The 15,276-nt window shown below is 47.4% G+C and carries 28 protein-coding genes; 22 read left to right on the top strand and 6 right to left on the bottom strand.

Features of this window, described 5'->3' with window-relative positions; genetic code table 11:
* Positions 1–39 precede the first annotated feature (39 nt).
* Positions 40–315 carry a helix-turn-helix transcriptional regulator gene (locus tag AC6R00_RS10925; RefSeq protein ID WP_171325466.1) on the bottom strand — a complete coding sequence of 92 codons (276 nt, stop codon included), beginning with the start codon at positions 313–315 and terminating at the stop codon, positions 40–42.
* Positions 316–446: 131 nt separating this feature from the next.
* Between AC6R00_RS10925 and AC6R00_RS10920 the strand changes: the two genes are divergently transcribed.
* From AC6R00_RS10920 to AC6R00_RS10815, 22 genes are all read left to right on the top strand, one after another.
* Positions 447–629 carry a hypothetical protein gene (locus AC6R00_RS10920; RefSeq protein WP_171325464.1) on the top strand — a complete coding sequence of 61 codons (183 nt, stop codon included), beginning with the start codon at positions 447–449 and terminating at the stop codon, positions 627–629.
* A gap of 74 nt (positions 630–703) precedes the next feature.
* Positions 704–1,042 carry a hypothetical protein gene (locus AC6R00_RS10915; protein WP_500638951.1) on the top strand — a complete coding sequence of 113 codons (339 nt, stop codon included), beginning with the start codon at positions 704–706 and terminating at the stop codon, positions 1,040–1,042.
* A complete protein-coding gene (locus AC6R00_RS10910) occupies positions 1,039–1,611 on the top strand; it encodes a hypothetical protein (protein WP_500638952.1) in 573 nt (190 codons plus the stop codon). The genes AC6R00_RS10915 and AC6R00_RS10910 overlap by 4 nt, the downstream gene beginning before the upstream one ends.
* Positions 1,612–2,130: 519 nt before the next feature.
* The gene (locus AC6R00_RS10905; RefSeq protein WP_171802553.1) at positions 2,131–2,373 is read left to right on the top strand and encodes a hypothetical protein; all 243 of its coding nucleotides are present in this window, start codon (positions 2,131–2,133) and stop codon (positions 2,371–2,373) included.
* A 49-nt stretch (positions 2,374–2,422) separates the two neighbouring features.
* Complete coding sequence (locus AC6R00_RS10900; protein WP_500638953.1) at positions 2,423–2,833, top strand: hypothetical protein; 411 nt, start codon at positions 2,423–2,425, stop codon at positions 2,831–2,833.
* A complete protein-coding gene (locus AC6R00_RS10895) occupies positions 2,817–3,314 on the top strand; it encodes a hypothetical protein (RefSeq protein ID WP_500638954.1) in 498 nt (165 codons plus the stop codon). The genes AC6R00_RS10900 and AC6R00_RS10895 overlap by 17 nt, the downstream gene beginning before the upstream one ends.
* Entirely contained in the window at positions 3,283–4,002 is a 720-nt protein-coding gene (locus tag AC6R00_RS10890) for a hypothetical protein (RefSeq protein ID WP_500638955.1), read from the top strand. The genes AC6R00_RS10895 and AC6R00_RS10890 overlap by 32 nt, the downstream gene beginning before the upstream one ends.
* 107 nt (positions 4,003–4,109) lie before the next feature.
* On the top strand, positions 4,110–4,241 hold the full coding sequence (locus AC6R00_RS10885; protein WP_257214423.1) for a hypothetical protein: 132 nt from the start codon (positions 4,110–4,112) through the stop codon (positions 4,239–4,241).
* 9 nt (positions 4,242–4,250) lie between these two features.
* On the top strand, positions 4,251–5,072 hold the full coding sequence (locus AC6R00_RS10880) for a major capsid protein P2 (RefSeq protein ID WP_171323610.1): 822 nt from the start codon (positions 4,251–4,253) through the stop codon (positions 5,070–5,072).
* Between the two features lie 9 nt (positions 5,073–5,081).
* Positions 5,082–5,354 (top strand): hypothetical protein, encoded by a 273-nt coding sequence (locus AC6R00_RS10875; RefSeq protein ID WP_500638963.1) that lies wholly within the window; start codon positions 5,082–5,084, stop codon positions 5,352–5,354.
* Positions 5,355–5,363: 9 nt separating this feature from the next.
* Positions 5,364–5,501 (top strand): hypothetical protein, encoded by a 138-nt coding sequence (locus AC6R00_RS10870; protein WP_500638962.1) that lies wholly within the window; start codon positions 5,364–5,366, stop codon positions 5,499–5,501.
* Positions 5,501–5,704 carry a hypothetical protein gene (locus AC6R00_RS10865; RefSeq protein ID WP_049843888.1) on the top strand — a complete coding sequence of 68 codons (204 nt, stop codon included), beginning with the start codon at positions 5,501–5,503 and terminating at the stop codon, positions 5,702–5,704. Before AC6R00_RS10870 ends, AC6R00_RS10865 begins: the two co-directional genes overlap by 1 nt.
* Positions 5,685–6,608, top strand: coding sequence for a hypothetical protein (locus AC6R00_RS10860; protein WP_500638961.1), 924 nt, complete (start codon positions 5,685–5,687; stop codon positions 6,606–6,608). The genes AC6R00_RS10865 and AC6R00_RS10860 overlap by 20 nt, the downstream gene beginning before the upstream one ends.
* Positions 6,605–7,255 carry a hypothetical protein gene (locus tag AC6R00_RS10855; protein ID WP_500638960.1) on the top strand — a complete coding sequence of 217 codons (651 nt, stop codon included), beginning with the start codon at positions 6,605–6,607 and terminating at the stop codon, positions 7,253–7,255. Before AC6R00_RS10860 ends, AC6R00_RS10855 begins: the two co-directional genes overlap by 4 nt.
* On the top strand, positions 7,255–7,668 hold the full coding sequence (locus AC6R00_RS10850; RefSeq protein WP_500638959.1) for a hypothetical protein: 414 nt from the start codon (positions 7,255–7,257) through the stop codon (positions 7,666–7,668). Before AC6R00_RS10855 ends, AC6R00_RS10850 begins: the two co-directional genes overlap by 1 nt.
* A 16-nt stretch (positions 7,669–7,684) precedes the next feature.
* Positions 7,685–8,113 (top strand): M15 family metallopeptidase, encoded by a 429-nt coding sequence (locus AC6R00_RS10845; RefSeq protein ID WP_500638958.1) that lies wholly within the window; start codon positions 7,685–7,687, stop codon positions 8,111–8,113.
* Positions 8,110–8,520, top strand: a complete 411-nt coding sequence (locus AC6R00_RS10840; RefSeq protein ID WP_500640427.1) for a hypothetical protein — start codon at positions 8,110–8,112, stop codon at positions 8,518–8,520. Before AC6R00_RS10845 ends, AC6R00_RS10840 begins: the two co-directional genes overlap by 4 nt.
* A complete protein-coding gene (locus AC6R00_RS10835) occupies positions 8,517–8,675 on the top strand; it encodes a hypothetical protein (protein ID WP_500640428.1) in 159 nt (52 codons plus the stop codon). Before AC6R00_RS10840 ends, AC6R00_RS10835 begins: the two co-directional genes overlap by 4 nt.
* Before the next feature lie 319 nt (positions 8,676–8,994).
* A complete protein-coding gene (locus tag AC6R00_RS10830; protein WP_500640426.1) occupies positions 8,995–9,822 on the top strand; it encodes a TIR domain-containing protein in 828 nt (275 codons plus the stop codon).
* A 123-nt stretch (positions 9,823–9,945) separates the two neighbouring features.
* Complete coding sequence (locus AC6R00_RS10825; protein WP_500640425.1) at positions 9,946–11,046, top strand: DUF2971 domain-containing protein; 1,101 nt, start codon at positions 9,946–9,948, stop codon at positions 11,044–11,046.
* Between the two features lie 45 nt (positions 11,047–11,091).
* Positions 11,092–12,111, top strand: a complete 1,020-nt coding sequence (locus AC6R00_RS10820) for a hypothetical protein (protein WP_500640424.1) — start codon at positions 11,092–11,094, stop codon at positions 12,109–12,111.
* Positions 12,112–12,116: 5 nt separating this feature from the next.
* Entirely contained in the window at positions 12,117–12,845 is a 729-nt protein-coding gene (locus tag AC6R00_RS10815; protein ID WP_500640423.1) for an FRG domain-containing protein, read from the top strand.
* Positions 12,846–12,876: 31 nt separating this feature from the next.
* Here the strand turns inward: AC6R00_RS10815 and AC6R00_RS10810 are convergent, their stop codons facing one another.
* From AC6R00_RS10810 to AC6R00_RS10790, 5 genes are all read right to left on the bottom strand, one after another.
* Positions 12,877–13,311: a hypothetical protein gene (locus AC6R00_RS10810; RefSeq protein ID WP_500638928.1), complete on the bottom strand. Its 435-nt coding sequence runs from the start codon at positions 13,309–13,311 to the stop codon at positions 12,877–12,879.
* A complete protein-coding gene (locus tag AC6R00_RS10805) occupies positions 13,298–13,633 on the bottom strand; it encodes a hypothetical protein (RefSeq protein ID WP_500638929.1) in 336 nt (111 codons plus the stop codon). Before AC6R00_RS10805 ends, AC6R00_RS10810 begins: the two co-directional genes overlap by 14 nt.
* Positions 13,634–13,774: 141 nt before the next feature.
* Positions 13,775–14,137 (bottom strand): hypothetical protein, encoded by a 363-nt coding sequence (locus AC6R00_RS10800; protein ID WP_500638930.1) that lies wholly within the window; start codon positions 14,135–14,137, stop codon positions 13,775–13,777.
* 47 nt (positions 14,138–14,184) lie between these two features.
* A complete protein-coding gene (locus tag AC6R00_RS10795) occupies positions 14,185–14,466 on the bottom strand; it encodes a hypothetical protein (RefSeq protein WP_500638931.1) in 282 nt (93 codons plus the stop codon).
* Positions 14,467–14,591: 125 nt separating this feature from the next.
* A complete protein-coding gene (locus AC6R00_RS10790; protein ID WP_500638957.1) occupies positions 14,592–15,020 on the bottom strand; it encodes a phage protein in 429 nt (142 codons plus the stop codon).
* Positions 15,021–15,276: the final 256 nt, after the last annotated feature.

Genomic DNA, 15,276 nt, shown 5'->3' with positions numbered 1-15,276 from the left:
GTGCGCATTATGTATATGTGGTTAGAAAGGAAAATAAGCTTATATTAAAGGTCTAAAATCCTCTAACACCTTGACTACACGCCTATTTTTGATTTTGTTGGTGATAATCCCCCAAACCACATTTTGATCGGATTCACCAAGGAGATCAGCAATACGAAACGCAAGATCCCAATCTATTGAGTTTCGACCATTTCGCCAATTTCTGACGGTGGACTGGTCAACTCCCAACTTTTTCGCCAATTGATATTCAGAATCTAATCCAAACTTGGCTTTTACGCGATTGAGCAGTGCATTCTCATAAGTAAAGCGTTCCATTGAACGTCCCTCCTGATGCTCATTGTATGTACAAAAAACGGCAAAACGCTATACGGGGCATGCTTGCCAGTATCAAAAATCTTCTCGTAAAGTGATGTACATCCAAGGCTTGGCGGCATTGAGGAGGCGTGATGGTAGCGCGAAAAACTGAAATCGAGATTGCGCTTGATGAAGCAGAATCCAGTGCCAAAAGTGGTCACTTGGAATCGAGCCTTAGGCTCGTGATTGCCACATTGAGAAGGCTATATCAATTGCAGGAAGGAAGCCATGCCTGTTCGCAAGAATCAAAGGATCAAAATTCATCTTCTGATTAAACGTTATGCCCAGCGTGAGAAAAAACATGGTCAATTACGGCGAATAACAGAGCGGGTGATAAAGGAGAAAAAGCATGGAAGAGTACAAAATTGTTGAGGTGTGTATGGCGCATCTGACTGCAGCTATTAAAACTGGACGCGACATCGAAGCCGTGACTGGGGATCATCTTACCCAAGCAAACATTATCACGCCGATACTGATTCTGGGTTGTGATTTGCTGACACCATCCAAGCAGTTTAATGGCCTAGCTCGTGAGATGGCCAACTATGCGATGCAGTACAGTTATTCCATTGCCGAATCCCATGCAGGCAGTGTGAACAAGGTGTCACCACTGACGGACGAACTTGAGCGATTTGTCGGTTTGGTCATGGTTTCTAATGTGCGTGAGATGGCGAGCCCGACACTGCAATGAATGCTTCCACGTTTACCCGACGCGAACGACCGTTAGCGGCGCTGAATCGATCACGCTGGTCATTGTTGCTTCAAGATCCTTCACGCTATGCCTATTTATTGTCGGTGTCTGGCAAAGCCACGCAGCGCCAGTTCCTGCGCGATATCGCTTCCGTGATGGACTATCTCGTTAGTGAGCTTGAGTTGCGTACGCGTAAGGTTGGGGTAGCCACTCAACGTGGTTTCCTGCTGCGTACTTGGGCCAATGTGGCCGAAGGGACGGGATTACCCGTTTGGCGAGTCAAACAGTGTGTGTCGTTTGCTAAGCAGCGCGGTTGGCTAACGTCCACCCAGCCGCGACACAATGAAAACGGTGAGTGGTACGGCTTAGCGTCGATTAAGCGCATCACAGAGCGCTATTTTGCCGATCTGGGTCTGACCGACGCGATGCTTAAGGCGAGGGCGGCCGCCAGTGACTCCATCAAGCGCATGGCCTCACGCACCGGCGTCCATGTTCGTTACCTGCTGACGCCTATCACCTTGCTACGTAAGTTCGCCCGTCGTCACGACCAATCCCCACACAATCTTTGATCCACCAGCTTAGCCTCGATCCGTCTGTAACACGCTAAATCCCTGAAAAACCGACCTTAATTCGGTTTAATCGCGGCTTTTATGACCGTTTTATCACAGTCATCCACCGTTTCTGTGGATAACGCGGTGACTAAGCGGTGGTTTGTCATATTAACTGCTCCATGAAACTGGATCTTAACGGTTTGATCCATAGTCTACGACTAGTGATCTTTCTAAAGAAAGATAATAGTGATGATAAGTGTTACCCCGTTAAAAACGGGGATAACTATAAGGAAGCGGCGTATCTTGCTCGCCAGCGAGCTGACGCCTAGACCACGCGGTGACTGCGTTAGCACCGTGATAAGCCGTAGTGAACGACGATGCACCACCGCCGTGTGTGTCGCTGCGCGACGGTCTGGCAAGAAGGTGGAATTTAATTGGTACTAACTATTGAAAGTGGCTTATTAATCGTCATAATCAAAGAGCTAACGTCGTGAGACAGGGGCACCCATTCACCAACGTCGTGAGACAGAGGTCAGTATGACAATCAGACAACAAGAGTTTGCCGACTTAATGGCCAAACTCGATGACATCGAGCAGGCGCTGGCTCAATCTGCGCCAGACTGGTCAAGCATTCCTGCGTTTAAAAAACCGATGGTCGCCATTCAGGCCGCCGAGCAGGCCAAAAGCCACATCGACACCACCGTCACTACCATTAAAGCCATTACCTTGAACTTCCATCAGCGGCTCACTGAGCTTGAGGAGGCGCAGCATGGCCAGTAAGAATCCCATCAAAGGTTACATTGCCTGTCCGACGCAGGGTTGCGGCGAAGTGTGTACCGTGCATGCGGTCGGGGAACATCGCGTGCTCGAAGGCGGCGATCCACCCAAGAACAAGCGCCGACTGGGTCAGCTCTACACCATTTGCCCCAACTGCAAAGCCAATCAAAGCGCGGGCAAACCGTTTCAAGACTGGTTAACTAACCACATGAAACCGACTCGCGAAGAGGTTAATACTGGGTATAAAAACAGTACCCCGCAAAAACCGCACTCGGTAACCGATACTAAACCGCACGAACCCAATCACGACGGGGCTTGTGAGGTAAATCCGATAACCGAGCCGAAACCGACCAAGATAACCAAACGAACCGTCGCGGGCGCATTAGCCTTTGTTGGCGGCTGCGCGTTGCTGTTTGTCTTGCTGACGACGAAGAAGGAGCCGAGCCATGAGCCAAACCAATGAGCCAGAAGTCACGGCACCGGTCGATGAGCGCGATCTCACCGCGCAAGCGGCCATCGATGAGATGCAGCAAGAAGAGCACATGATTGAACAGGCCGAAAGCGACACCGACGAGCAGGAAGAAGCCAGCTTTGATCCGGAGACCTCGCGCCAAATGTTGGGTTATGGCTTAGGCATTGTCGAGTTCAGCGTCGGTGCGGCGTTTGATGTGCCGTTTGAAATTGATGAGAACGTCGGTAACAAGTGGCTCGATGCGGCCACGCCAATGCTGCAAAAGTACGGACCGGCCGGTTTTGCGTGGTTTGCTGAATATGAAAAAGAGCTGGTCTTTGCCATGGCGTCGTGCACCTTGGTCGGCGGTTGTACGCTTCAGGTGCGTCGACTGCGTCAAGAGAAAGCGTTGTTAGCAGCCAAAGTGGCGAAGGAAGCCAATCAAGCGCAAGGAGAGACGGATGAAGCTGCCGAGTCCGATCAACAAGAATAACGCCCTCAATGCGCAGCACGTGTGTTACATGGGCACCACAGGCAGCTGTAAAACCACGGCGATTCGCAAGCTCAAGCTGATCCCCAAGTCGGCTCAGGTGGTGATGTTTGATCCGTACGCGGAGCATTCAGAGCAGCGGCTCGAAGGGTTAAAAGTCGTGCCGTGTGCGTCGTTCTCTGAGTTCTATCAGCGCGCCTGGTATGGGCGAAAGCAGCGCAAGCCGTTTCGTTTGGCGCTTGTGAATCAGGAGCGTAGCCGCGATAACCTTGAGCGCTTTGCCCAGATGGTGTGGTCATTGGGCGATGGCCAACACGCGCACGAGTTGCACTGTGTGATTGAGGAGCTGGCCAAATGCACCAACAACACCGCCAAACTCGATGGCGTGGCGGGCGAGCTGTGGACCGGTGGCCGCGGCTTTGGTCTGGTGATGCACGCGACCTTTCAGCGCAGTCAGGAAGTGCCAAAAACCGTGCTCGATGAATCGAAGCACATCTACATTGGGGCGGTCAGTTCGAAACGTAACGCGCGCTATATCGCTGATTATTACGATGTGCCGTACGAGTCGATCCTCGCGCTGAAAGGCTGTCATGAGCGGGAGCATTTAGGGACAGGTAAGTACGCCGATTACATCCTCAAAAGCCCCGGTATCGGTAACCATCGTCAGGGCAAAATCTACCCTGCACGGTAAGGCTGAAACCTATTAGGTTAGAGTGTCTGCCTAATAGGTTTCACTCTCTATCCAATCCCTCATAGGCGCCCTAGGGTCAGAGCATCCATTTCAATGAGGATGTCACTATGCGATTGAATGCTCGTAACGTTGCCATCATTGCTGGCGTATCAGCTTTGACGACAGGGGCGATCATCTTGGCCGTCAACAATAAAGTTGGTGGACTAGATAAGCTTCTTGGCAAGTCCGGTTGGTTCTAAGGGGGCGCTATGTCAGTCAAACCAATCAAACTTAACTCCATGGTCGGCGCCGCTTGGGGACAAAAAGGCACACTGCCTATTCCCAATGGCCCGACGTATCACGAACTGGTGCTTGAAACCAACGCCGACGCGCAGGACATGACGCGAATTTCCATCACTTTGAACGCTGAGGAAATCTACGTGTTGACCGGTGAAGAGCTGTTGATGCTTGAGCGATACAAACGTCGTGATGCGACGTCGGGACACTTTATCATCCCGTTCAGCGATGTCGTGGCCAGAACCAAAAACGGGGTGCGCTACACCGGCTTAGTCACAGAGCTGGGTGACAACATTCACCTTGATATCCAGTTCCGTAACAAGCGCGCAGATGCGGATCCACTCACGATCCAAGTACATGCTTGGGTGAGTAACGCGCAAGCGATGCGCGTCGTGGTGCCGTTGGTCAAACGCGAAACTATGCCCGCCAATGCGGCAGGCGTCAACGAGTTCACCAACCTGATCGCCAGTCCACTCATCAGTATTCGCCGCATGCACTTTATGCACGACAAGATCACCAAGCTGGAGATTGAGCGCGACTTCGTCAAAGAGTTTGAAGCGAACAAGTTTATCGCTGAAGCCAACGCCAAGCGTAATGAACGCACACCGCAATCAGGCTATTTCCACTTCGATCCGATTGTGCGCGGTTTCTCGATTGATGAACTGTTTCCCACGCAGCACAGCTCGAATTTGAAGTTCTCGGTCACCACTGAAGATGTACCCGGTTCCATTCCTATTTTGGTCGAATCGGTACGCTTAGAGCGACCGGAGAAGCTGCAAGGTGGCGCGGCCTAAGGAGCGCCCATGAAAAGCTTTTTTGATGATTTATTGGAGTTTGGCGCGGGGGCACTCGATTCGGTGGGTGAACATGCCGATTGGCTGTTCGACACCAACGATCAAACCTCTAACCCAAACAAAACCCAGCAGCCCAACCACCCGCAGGTCGATAACGCCGGTAATGTGGTGACGCGTCCGATGGGCGCAAAATCCGGTATCGATCCGATGGTGTGGTATGTCGGCGGCGCATTAGCCGTAACGAGCGTGGTGCTGCTTGGTGTGATGGCGTTTAAGAAGTAGGAGACGCGGATGCCAATTCTATTTTGGGTCTTAGGCGGATTTGGCGCGGGCAGTGTATTAGGCCTGAGTGCCAGCAATGGTCTAAATAAGCTCCTGCTGTTGGTCGCGGTGATCGCCACCATCATCTTCTTTAAAGGAGGCTTGTGATGCTCGGTTCATTAACGTCGTTAACCGGTGGTGGAGGCTTACAAGGCGGTGCGTCAGGGCCTGCCATGTCGGGCACCTCGGGCAACACCACCAACAATATGGGTTTTACGGGCGGTGGGATCAATCTCGGTGGCACCAGCTCCCAATGGTGGCTGATCGTGATGTTGGTACTGCTTGTCCTGTATGTGGCGCTTAAGAAGTAGTCTTCAACGTGAACAATGGAGTCGAGTTAAAGACCAACTGAAGCCGGCACTGAAAGATTACTTCAAGGATGCTGAACGTGCAGTTCAACAAGGTAACGAACACGTCTTTCGCCTTGATAACACCGTGATGCTGTTAAGGGGGGAAGGACTCAAAGACGGCAGCAAAGAATTGGTTGTGGTGGCTTTAGTTGGTGATATGGCCGCAGGCACATTGGGCGCGCTCAATCATGCCAGGGCCCACGGGTTTGACTCGATACGGGCGCACTTCTTTCGCGCTGGCGCTGAGCGGTTTATTCGCCACAAATTGGGATTACCGGTTCAGGAGATTGAACGCCGAGACGATGAACGCGTTTTACGAATAAGGTTTGTAGATATGGGTGGCAGAAGCTCTTCACAAAGTCGACAAAGCACGGTCACAACGACCACTAATACCAGTGGTAGCGCGGCCGCAGGGCGCGACAACTACGGCATTATGGTCGCAGGGGTCAATGATTCCGATATCAATCTGACCATGACCGACCACGGTGCAATGGCCATTGCGGGCAATCTCGCCGAGGAAGCGCTCGACTTTGGCCAGCAAACCCTGCGTTCAAATGAAATCATCGTGACAGGGTCACTCGATACGGTCAATAACACCGTCGATGAGGCGTTTAACTTCGGCACCTCAGCGCTTGAAGAAACCTCCGAAGTCAGCCAGTACGCGATTGACTCGATCAAGTCGATGGCGGGCCAACAAACCGAAACCACTAAAGCGGCACTGGCGATGGCCAGCAGCGCCAAATCGCGCGAGCAAACCGGTGGCCTTGAGTCGGATAACAACTTACTGAAGAACATCTCGCTGATTGTCGGCATCGCCGGCACCATCATCACCGTGGCGGTGTTGTATAAAGGGAGCCGCTCATGAGACAAGTCCACACCCTCGAACCTCATCAAACCCTCAGCTTTAACGCCGGACAGGCTGGGAAGTTTCTTATTCTGCGTGAATCGACTCATACCTTGATGATACGCAGCGATGTACTGCGTCCAACCGAAATACAGCGAGGCGATACGGTCGACGTCAGCACCTTTGATGAATTGACACTGGAAAACCATCACGATGACGCCGCGACGTTTGAATACCAAATCAGTGATGTGCCGATTTTAACCCAAGCGCAGAAGGTTGACGTGTCGAATGCCGTGGTCGTGCACGAAGTGCAAAGACCGGTGAGTGTGGTCGAGATACAACGCGCCGTCAGAGCCCAAATTCAGAACGAATTACTTAACGTTCACGTCGATAACGAGACGCTGAGCGTGACGCCTAGCGTGACGTTATACACCTACGCGGCCATTGATGAAGGTGTGTTTGAGCTCGATGGCAGTGAGCAGACTATTGCCGGCAGCTCCGAGCGTAAAGCGTTGTTTCTACAGGTGCCGGATGACAATACCGAGTCGGTCCTGGTACAGGGTTTTATGGTCGTTAATCCCGGTGGTCATCTGCCACTTAGCACCAACCAAGCCATCACGGTCAAAGGCAAAGACGGGGAAACCGTCAGAGTCGGGGAGATGCGCTGATGTTGATGCTGTATAACCCACCGCCAAAAGCCAAACCTGATATTGAAATCGCCACCGAATCACAAGGCACGGTAGGCGATGCGGCGATATTTCACTTTACCGAACACGTCGAACTGGTCGATTTGTCGTTTAAACGCACGTCACTGAGCAATCGCCAAACGATTCCTGCGCAGTTGTGCAGTCTGACGTTGTCGTTTCTGAAAGGTGACCAGATTGTTGAGCGTCGTTATTTGTATCTGTCTTTCGCCGCCGGTGTCGATCATCACTATCCGATGACCCTCATTAAGCCCAAAGGGGCCGATGAGCTGCAAGTGGTGAGCAGTTTAGCGCTGGTCTCACGAATTGAAACGCGTTTGATCTTCAAACAGGAGGTGCCCGATGCGGTGGGCATTCCCCCTCTTATTAACGGTTAGCCTGGGAGTGTATCTGATGAACAAAAAACAGGTCGATAAAGCCGTCAGCGGTTTTGCGTTGTCGGTGCGCAGCGAAACGAAATTGATTGGTGTCCATCACGACTTAAAAAACGTGGTCAGGCGCGCGTTAGAGCTCAGTCCGTTTGATTTTGGGATTACATCGGGCAAACGAACGGCAGAAGAGCAGTTCCAGCTTTTTCAAAATAAGGCGAGTCAGCTCGATGGCTATTCACGTATCAGCCGCCACCAAACCGGTCACGCGATTGACTATGTGGTGTATGACGAGGACGGTAACGTCACGTGGGGTTTCAGCTATTACGAGCAAGTGAGCTGGGCATTCAAGCAAGCGGCCAGAGAACTCGGTGTGCCGATTGTCTGGGGTGGTGATTGGACCTCGTTTAAAGATGGTCCCCACATCGAACTCGATCGACAGGTGTACCCATGATTGGTGCGATTGTCAGTTTGTTCAATGGCGGACTTGAAACCTATAGGCAGTATAACCGCAATAAAGCGGAAGCCCTGAAGCGCAAAGACGAACTTGACCAGGAGAAACATCAGGCGAGGGTGCGCAGACTGCAAAAGGGCGAAGAGCAGGCCAGTAGCCTTGATGAAGTGAGCATCAAAGAACGCGGCTTCAAAGACGAGTTTATATTGTTAGTCGTCTTTATTCCCTTGATCCTTTCCTTTATTCCCGATTACGCCCCCTACGTCGAACAAGGCTTCCAGGCGCTGCAGAAGATCCCCGAACCGTACTGGTATGTCGTCGGCGCGGTCGTCATCGATACCCTCGGCATGCGTGCCATGGTTCGCTACCTGCTTGAATTCTTCTCGACTAAGTTCAGGGGCAAATGATGGGACTATTCGAAGCGATGCTCATCGCTCTAATCACTGGTGTCGTTTCAAGCGCAGGCACCATTGCAGCGCTCAAAACCGACATCCACTGGATTAAGAAGGTGCAGCAAGACCAGGAACAACGGATACGCAAACTGGAGGACTCTCATGGCTAAACGATGTTGTAAGTGCAAAGGTCGTAAACAAAACGGTCAACTCAAAAAAGGGTACACATTACGAGGTGGACGCGTAGTGAAAGCCACTGCCACGAGAAAGCGTCGAAAGACCCGACGCAGACGTTAAACAAAACCGCTCAAGATTGGGCGGTTTTTCTTGTTTTGGCTGCCTAAATGATTGAACTATGACGAATGTCATAGACTCGGTATTCTGCTAATTTTGGGAATAGAATTCATTATGTGTGTGGATTAATATGACTGCATTTCTGCCCACTTAATTTTTTAATTTGGGCTTCTTATTTCGCATTCAGGCAATCAGATGGGAATTGAATTTTTAACAACCAATTTAGAAAAAGTTAATTACTTGTGCGCTTTGTTAAAATCGAGAGCGACAGGGAAAGAGTCATCAAATAGTGAATACCAACAGTTGAGGATTGAATTGCTTAGTAACGCTAAACTGTTACCTTACTTTCCTAGCTGGTTAAAACAAGCACGAGACTTGGATGCGTTCTGGGACTTTATACAACCCAAATTAGGAACCTACGCTGAGCGCCGCTCTTTTCTAGATACCGAATTTTCAGGTTTACTAAGTCATTTGGAGTTTGGGGAACCACTACAAGCGAAGCCGAACTTAACACATCAAGCATCAATACAAACTAATGTTCAGACCATATCGCAAAATGTAGGTGTTTTTTCCAGTGCGCAACCCCCAAAGAAAAGTAAAGTTTTCATTGTTCATGGGCGCGATAACGCTGCAAAACAAGAGGTTGCTAGACATATAGAAACTATCGGTCTTGAAGCTGTAATACTGCATGAACAGGCTAGCAGTGGTATGACAATTATCGAAAAGATCGAGCATTACGCCGGAGAAGCTGACTTTGCAATTGTCATATATACCCCATGTGATAAGGGACGTGGAGCCTTCGAAACAAATGTACCTGCGCGTGACCGTGCTAGACAAAATGTCGTCTTCGAACATGGCTATTTAATGGCGAAACTCAGTCGTAAAAATGTGTGCGCTTTAGTTAAGGGACAAATAGAGACCCCTAACGATATTAGTGGTGTAGTTTATGTTCCTATGGATGACGCAGGAGCCTGGAAACAAGACGTAAACCTAGAGCTAAAAGCTTGTGGTTACAGTATCTAATCCATGTAATGCGTTGTGATTTAGTTTAGCTATTTCCCATAAAGTAGCCTTAGTTTTTTCTTCGAGGGTAGTATGCACGTATATCGGTATAGATCTCCTGGTTTACTAACAATTAAAGAGCTCATGTACGATGAGCTCTACTTCGCTTCTCAGCAAGAGCTCAATGATCCTGTTGATATGTTAGCCAACTTTATCTTCCCTAAAGATGAGCGTGAGATTTGGGTAAAGATTGTTTTCAAATTAACCGAAGATTTAAAAGTAGCTAAGGTTGCTGCAGAGTATTTGAATTCTATTTGCCCCATCAGCTATCAGGAATTATGGAGTTCATATGAAAAGTATGGACAAACATTGATTAGTTATATTTCATTGAACCTGAAAAGTGACATGAATCCAACATTGCTTGTTAATCTATATAACAACCTGCACAAACTGTTAGAGATTTACCGACCCAATACAGGTTATTCAGTTTCATTTGCTAAAGCTAATGATGAAATGCTTATGTGGTCTCACTATGCGGGGAGTCATAAAGGGTGTTGCTTTATATTTCGTCCCGTAGAAAACTCAATTCATCAATGCCACTTGCGTGCCAAAGACTCCATCAGTGTTACAAAGAACTTCAGTTGTTCTGTTCCAAAGAGTTTAGCTTTAAAAAATATCAACTACTCTGCAAGTATTGAGGCGATGAGTGGCTTTATGCTTATGCCTTCAGCATACACTGGTCTCGAGTTTGAAAATGAAGAACTAAGGCTTAAATTTCATTCTGACAAAGAGAAGCAGCTGTTAACGAAAAATCTATGTTGGGAATATGAGGAGGAAGTGCGTTTGTTACTTCATCAGCCTAGCCGTTGGATAGATGGGAAGTCAGATTTCTCACCTTTACAAAGAGTGTTTCACTACGATTCAAGCCAACTGGTAGGGGTCATTTTCGGCGCTAATATGTCAGCATTTGATAAGGCCAATATAAAAGAAGTTATTGATACAAAACTAGCTTCTCGGCGTTTATCTGAACGTAGCGGAAAGCAGTATCTATTTGATTTTCTCTATCAGCAGGCATCAATTTGCCCAAGTTCGCGTAAAGTTCAAATTAGTAACTTAGAGCTTGTTTCACATGGTGCTCGATACAAGCCAGACCACGATGAGTTTAATCGGTACTATATTCAGTGGCTGATAGGTTCAGGTATGACTTATATAGATGGAGACATGTCCTATAAGCGAATAGAGTGAATATTTTTATCTGAAAGATATATTCATTATGAATTGGAGGAAAGCTTGGAAACAAATAGCGGTTGCTTATATCAAGATCTAGTTAGTGATCTTGAACTAATTTGCGAGGAACTTATAAGTTCATATGGGCTTAAGTACACCAAAAAAGAGCAAAAGCTTGCTAACCCAATTATGCGTTGGATGGACTTTGTATCTCGTTACATAACAAATAGCCCTAGACAGTTGTTAGTGTCAAAGCAACTGCAAGAAAAAATTTCTAATAGTAACTTTCCAAAAAAAGTCATTCGTGACTTTAATTCTTTCGCTAATCGTGCGTTGTGTGGTTGCGATATAAACCCATTCCAGTCGAAGGGACTAATCGAACATAACGACACCAGTAGTAGTAAAAAGTCGAACAGGACTGACTTATTATTTGCTGATTGGGGAATACTTCACTTTCACCTTTCGGACGAAGTAAAAAGTCACGAGTACTTTGCTGTACGGTCTGATTGGTTGCTGTTTGCAGTAGTCTACAACGATACTATTTTTTGTATTGATGTTTTGCCTCATTCCAAGAAACAAGTTTTTTCACGCAAAGAGTTGTTAGAGATTTTGTATCGCAACTGGCCTTTTTTACTCGAACCATATGAGATGAAAGGTATCTCGTCGGGTTATAATTGGAGTGATTTAGAAGTGTCTGAGCTGCGTAAAGCAGGTGTAAGTACCACTTACACGATCGATGGAAAAGTGTTTATGCCAGCGGGCCTTGGTCTAACCACAGCAGCCATACCTTTGAAAAATATTGAGATGGTACAAAAGGTTATGTATGGCATCGAGTGCGTGGTAGATCTTGTCGCAGATCCTAACTCAAATATGACCCTATTGGATTTACCACAACCTAAGCTAGGTTTTTCTTTGGTGCCAAGTAAAGGATTAGTTCTATATGACTCTAATAACGATATTGCGTATGTTTTACCTAGAACTGAATCTCGAAAAGATGCTTTATCTCTGCTACACGAACTCATTGTTCCAACTTGGTTAGTATTAGAGGAAAAGCGAGAACAAACAAAAAGTAAGGATATGTAGTAACCATGAGCTTAGAAGAATTTTTTCAACTTGTTTTATCTAATGCAGAGGAAATGCTTCCAAACACATCGGATCATGTTTGGTATCGAGGCCACGGAAGTACTGAATATATGCTTTTACCTACGGTGTTTAGAAGAGCAATAGGTAACGAAGCAGCACTGTTTTATGAATATAAAGCTCATGCAGCAGCAATAAATGGCCAAAGTAAGGATGATTGGGATAGTTTATTAGACATGCAACATTATGGGTTGCCGACTAGACTATTAGATTGGACAACATCACTTGGTACAGCACTATATTTTGCATTGAAAGGCAATCCTGACTCGCCTTGTATTTGGTTGCTAGACCCATATAAATTAAGCTTCGAAAGTACTCAAGACACGATCATATATGACACAACTAGGTTGGCAAATGGTTCAAATAGCTATGACGTAAACTATGATATCGCCGATATCATTATGCAAAGATCAGAGATTGAAGTTCCGTTTTCGATCCAACCTCCTCACGGTAACCGGAGAATTGCAGCCCAAAGAGGACGGTTTACTGTCCATACAGCTAATGTAGAGCCGATCGAGGTGCAATGCCCTAACTGTGTCAGAAAAATTGATATCCCACTAGAATTGATTCAACCACTAAAAATGTCCCTCGCGATAATGGGAATAGACGATTATAGTCAGTTTCCAGATCAGTATGGCCTTAGTGAGTACTTAAATGGCCTTTATGTCGGGGAATAACTATTTTTCTTGCGAAACGATTTAGTTGGAGTTACTCCAACAAATCTAGTCTATCGCCAACTTTATATGAGTCGAATGGCTTCGAAAACTCCTGCTGAATTCGGAGCACTTCATCCCGGTCAAGATCCTTGATGTATTCTTGATAAGGCTTCTCTTCCAGTAAGAAACGTAAAGGCTCTTTTGCGGGGTCAGGGGCCGTCTCTGCAGCTTTGATTAAGTGGGCTTTTTCTTGTGCAGAACAACGGGCACTGTTGTCTAACGACAGATAAAGCACCACGTTTTTCTTGCTTTGAATATCAAGTCCAGAAAACCAATCAGTAACAGGAAAATCTGCGGTGTTAGACTTGGCTATGGCGCGGCATTCTTCAAGCTTATTGCCATAGTCAATCATTGCTTGTTGAAACGCGTCAGCGTGCACGCTAGTGCTGATGAGCAAAGCGCAGAGTAGGGAGCTACAACGTCGCACGGGATACACACCTCCAAAATTCACCTTCTTCTCCATGAGTTCGCCAGCTTAACGGCTCAGCAATACCGTAAATTCGGTTTTTAACGATGCTGTTCACTGAGGACAACACCTCAGAAAACTCGACCCAATCGTAGCCCGCAATGCTAATTAACGTCTCAGCCGGCTTTTGCTTACCGAGGAAGAGATCGAACAACGGCACGGCGCCAACCGAATACGCGAGCATGTTACCATCTTCCATGATGTCTTTTATCTCGGCAACAGCGTCAAGCGATTCCGACGACAGTTGCAGATTGTTGATTGAGCAGTAACCCAGTTCCGCCATCACTTCGGTCCTCAGTGTGTGGTCGTGAAGGGTTGGTATAGCATCAATGCAAACCGTTGACTATCTCATAGTGAGGATTAGGAATAAAGATCATGCTTGACGAAGAGTCATCACACAAGCGTCTCAAGGCAGTGTGATTGGCTAGGGCTTATTCACGGGTAAAGGCACCACATTGTTGTAATAGCGTGTTGGACCTTTGGGATCGTAGGTGAAGGCTTTGGGTAAACCGTCGTATAGCACGATGTAATGCTCATCCCAGATCCGAACGCCCACCAGGTACGAGTGGGTTTCAAGTTTGATCCAAGTTTGACCATCATCCGGGCTATAGCTCGTGAAACCAACCAGCTTGACCCGTTGGTAGTTGTCGCATTCATTCACATCAATGGAGCCGCGAAATAGGGCTTCTTTGGTCGTCCCGTCTCTAAGCAAGCAGGGCACTTGGATAGTGCGACCGCGGTGATCATGACCCTTATCATCGACACGTTGGCCAACGTGACTTTTCACATATCTAAACTGCATAATTAGAATAACTGTATGTATATACAGTTATTCTAATGTATAGATAGAGATTTGCAAGTTGACTGAAAGCGTAACGTATTTTGGTACATGTCTAGCCACAGCACGCGGTCAATATCACGGTGCATGCGCTCTAGAATCGATTCGACATAGCCATGATATTCGCAGCACATTACATGCACCACACAGTCTTGCGTAAGTGTTTGATTGTCCATAAGTTCGTAATGACGGCCATAGAGGGATTGAATGGCCGCCATCGGAGATTTGGCAGTAATGAGTGAATAGTCGCGCCAATTGGTGACACAATATAACGGCATTGTTTACTCCATGAATTCTTCTTACCGACACTGTATATAGAAAGCAAATATTCTTACAGAGTCGTGAGCGAGATATGAGTCGAGTGACAAAGCAAGAATCACTGCAAAATTTAGCCTGACGTGAGTCATTTAAATTTGCTGGGCACCCAAAGCCGCAGTTTACGTCGGTAGCCGCCACCCGAAAAAGGCCACTTATTTTCCTTCGGTGGATACTTCTTGGGATTATCAATGTGACCGTGTAACTCAACAAACTGACGATGTTCATCACGCCAGTAGCCAAACGCTAGCAATTCTTTGGGGCTAAACTCGCGGCGTTCGGGCGTAATGAGCGTGGCGCGTTCTTCATGGACGCGAAAACCGTCCCAACGTGTATCCAGCGGTAAATAGCCGCGAGCCTTAAGATGAAGCAATTTTTCAGCCATGGGATTAATCGATGAATAGCCATTGATCCAGCGCGTCACGGTATACGGTTGAACGTGAAAAAACGCGGCGGCTTCATTGAGGTCCATAAACTGAGCGTGCAGTAACTGACGAAATGAATAGGTGCTGTACATGTGATCTTCCTTCGAAATCCGTTGAGGAGGTTGATAGTTATTTTCTTTTTTTATTTCCAGACTCATCGGCAGCGCCAATCAACGCACATTTTGCACGCAGCGAGCGATAAGTAATGTTTTTAAACAACTAATCGAAATGCGAAAACGCAGCCTTTATTAATTGTATAAATTAGAGATTAACTGGAAGCAAAACAGCAACTTAAAAGAAATACAATGAGCGAATTACACAGTGAACGTGACATGGGATTCTCCTTAC

Source organism: Vibrio sp. R10-SF1-ISO8 (genome assembly GCF_059833805.1).
The sequence above is the reverse complement of the archived record's forward strand: the minus strand, read 5'-3'. Positions and strand labels throughout refer to the sequence as shown.

What these genes read in the sequence shown, in the direction of transcription:
- AC6R00_RS10845 (WP_500638958.1), top strand. Translation starts at nt 7,685, where the DNA reads ATGAACAAAAAACAGGTCGATAAAGCCGTCAGCGGTTTTGCGTTGTCG.
- AC6R00_RS10790 (WP_500638957.1), bottom strand. Translation starts at nt 15,020, where the DNA reads ATGTACAGCACCTATTCATTTCGTCAGTTACTGCACGCTCAGTTTATG.
- AC6R00_RS10905 (WP_171802553.1), top strand. Translation starts at nt 2,131, where the DNA reads ATGACAATCAGACAACAAGAGTTTGCCGACTTAATGGCCAAACTCGAT.
- AC6R00_RS10870 (WP_500638962.1), top strand. Translation starts at nt 5,364, where the DNA reads ATGCCAATTCTATTTTGGGTCTTAGGCGGATTTGGCGCGGGCAGTGTA.
- AC6R00_RS10860 (WP_500638961.1), top strand. Translation starts at nt 5,685, where the DNA reads ATGTGGCGCTTAAGAAGTAGTCTTCAACGTGAACAATGGAGTCGAGTT.
- AC6R00_RS10915 (WP_500638951.1), top strand. Translation starts at nt 704, where the DNA reads ATGGAAGAGTACAAAATTGTTGAGGTGTGTATGGCGCATCTGACTGCA.
- AC6R00_RS10840 (WP_500640427.1), top strand. Translation starts at nt 8,110, where the DNA reads ATGATTGGTGCGATTGTCAGTTTGTTCAATGGCGGACTTGAAACCTAT.
- AC6R00_RS10880 (WP_171323610.1), top strand. Translation starts at nt 4,251, where the DNA reads ATGTCAGTCAAACCAATCAAACTTAACTCCATGGTCGGCGCCGCTTGG.
- AC6R00_RS10895 (WP_500638954.1), top strand. Translation starts at nt 2,817, where the DNA reads ATGAGCCAAACCAATGAGCCAGAAGTCACGGCACCGGTCGATGAGCGC.
- AC6R00_RS10865 (WP_049843888.1), top strand. Translation starts at nt 5,501, where the DNA reads ATGCTCGGTTCATTAACGTCGTTAACCGGTGGTGGAGGCTTACAAGGC.
- AC6R00_RS10890 (WP_500638955.1), top strand. Translation starts at nt 3,283, where the DNA reads ATGAAGCTGCCGAGTCCGATCAACAAGAATAACGCCCTCAATGCGCAG.
- AC6R00_RS10835 (WP_500640428.1), top strand. Translation starts at nt 8,517, where the DNA reads ATGATGGGACTATTCGAAGCGATGCTCATCGCTCTAATCACTGGTGTC.
- AC6R00_RS10805 (WP_500638929.1), bottom strand. Translation starts at nt 13,633, where the DNA reads ATGGCGGAACTGGGTTACTGCTCAATCAACAATCTGCAACTGTCGTCG.
- AC6R00_RS10925 (WP_171325466.1), bottom strand. Translation starts at nt 315, where the DNA reads ATGGAACGCTTTACTTATGAGAATGCACTGCTCAATCGCGTAAAAGCC.
- AC6R00_RS10850 (WP_500638959.1), top strand. Translation starts at nt 7,255, where the DNA reads ATGTTGATGCTGTATAACCCACCGCCAAAAGCCAAACCTGATATTGAA.
- AC6R00_RS10875 (WP_500638963.1), top strand. Translation starts at nt 5,082, where the DNA reads ATGAAAAGCTTTTTTGATGATTTATTGGAGTTTGGCGCGGGGGCACTC.
- AC6R00_RS10920 (WP_171325464.1), top strand. Translation starts at nt 447, where the DNA reads ATGGTAGCGCGAAAAACTGAAATCGAGATTGCGCTTGATGAAGCAGAA.
- AC6R00_RS10855 (WP_500638960.1), top strand. Translation starts at nt 6,605, where the DNA reads ATGAGACAAGTCCACACCCTCGAACCTCATCAAACCCTCAGCTTTAAC.
- AC6R00_RS10825 (WP_500640425.1), top strand. Translation starts at nt 9,946, where the DNA reads ATGTACGATGAGCTCTACTTCGCTTCTCAGCAAGAGCTCAATGATCCT.
- AC6R00_RS10885 (WP_257214423.1), top strand. Translation starts at nt 4,110, where the DNA reads ATGCGATTGAATGCTCGTAACGTTGCCATCATTGCTGGCGTATCAGCT.
- AC6R00_RS10910 (WP_500638952.1), top strand. Translation starts at nt 1,039, where the DNA reads ATGAATGCTTCCACGTTTACCCGACGCGAACGACCGTTAGCGGCGCTG.
- AC6R00_RS10795 (WP_500638931.1), bottom strand. Translation starts at nt 14,466, where the DNA reads ATGCCGTTATATTGTGTCACCAATTGGCGCGACTATTCACTCATTACT.
- AC6R00_RS10830 (WP_500640426.1), top strand. Translation starts at nt 8,995, where the DNA reads ATGGGAATTGAATTTTTAACAACCAATTTAGAAAAAGTTAATTACTTG.
- AC6R00_RS10815 (WP_500640423.1), top strand. Translation starts at nt 12,117, where the DNA reads ATGAGCTTAGAAGAATTTTTTCAACTTGTTTTATCTAATGCAGAGGAA.